Annotated in this window: 1 protein-coding gene; it reads right to left on the bottom strand. The window is 71.4% G+C overall.

Annotated features, from left to right (window positions below):
• Positions 1 to 201: 201 nt before the first annotated feature.
• A partial coding sequence (locus FNH08_RS50375) for a type IV secretory system conjugative DNA transfer family protein (protein WP_228034883.1) occupies positions 202 to 1135 on the bottom strand: 934 nt, incomplete at its 5' end.

Genomic DNA, 1135 nt, shown 5'->3' with positions numbered 1-1135 from the left:
GGGCCTGGGGGACCGGCGCCGCGCGGGTGCGGCTGTTCGTGCACGATCGGAACACGCGCGCCGAGGCGTTCTATCGCAAGGCCGGGTTCGTGGCGAGTGGGGTGACTGTGCCCGGGCCCGCGGGGGTTGGGGGCCGACAGCTGGAGTACGTCGTCGAGCGGAGGGTGTAGAGGGGCGTAGGGGGCCGGGTGAGCAGCGCCTCTATACCGGCAGCTCGTACTGGGGCCATCGTGAACGGCCCTGTTCCCGTGACCTCATCAGTGCCAGCGTCGGCATGCCGCGGTCCGCTCCGGTGGTCAGGAGGTCGGGGAGTTGAGGGAGGGGCGCCACCGCTGCCACGTCGTCCAGGATCAGGGTGAGTGGTGGGTCGAGGCGGCCGGAGGATGACCGTTCGGCCATGCGCCGGCCGCGCTCGACCACGCTTGCGGTCAGGGCGGTGAGCAGAGGCATGGCCCCCGGGATCGCCCTGGGGTCCTCGATGGGTTCACCGACCACATAAAGTGTGCCCCCTTCGTGGACAAAGGAATCCAAGGCCAGCGAGTCATTTCGGTTGGGAGTGCAGGATTCCCGGACATTGATGGTGGAGAGGGCCGACAGGGCACGGGCTGTCAGTTCCTGGGCCATGTCCCGGCGTTCGGGGTGCGAGGTGAGCGCGGATTCCAGTTCGCCCGCCGTGCCCGCCACCGCCTTCGGGTTCGTCCGCAGGACTCGTACCGCCTCCTGTACCTGCGTGCCCTGTGCCCAGCGGTGGATGTGGCGGACGGTGCGACCGTCCACGGCGGCGGCGTGCAGATAGCTGCGCAGGAGCGTTTCAGCGACGTCGGCGAGCGCTTGGTCGATCTTGGCCGTGGGGCGGATCGGGGCGAGGAGCGCGGCTGCCCGGGCCGTTGCGACCGCCTTGTCCTCGCAGCCTCTTGAGGGCGACCAGTGGAGGCGGGCCGGGGTGTCGCAGAGGTGCGAGGGGTCGTAGAGGTGGACCGGGCCGAGCTTGGTGCGCGCGTCCTTGGTCTCCGCCCAGAGCGCGGCGTTCGAGGTGATGACCAGGGCGGAGCCCTCGGCGTCGCGTACCGCCTGGGCGGCGATGGGGTGGCGGGTCGCGGCCGGGCCGAGGACCACGGGGCCGCGGGGGCCGCGG

It is taken from the genome of Streptomyces spongiae (assembly GCF_009377185.1).
Taxonomy (GTDB): domain Bacteria; phylum Actinomycetota; class Actinomycetes; order Streptomycetales; family Streptomycetaceae; genus Streptomyces; species Streptomyces spongiae.
The sequence above is the reverse complement of the archived record's forward strand: the minus strand, read 5'-3'. Positions and strand labels throughout refer to the sequence as shown.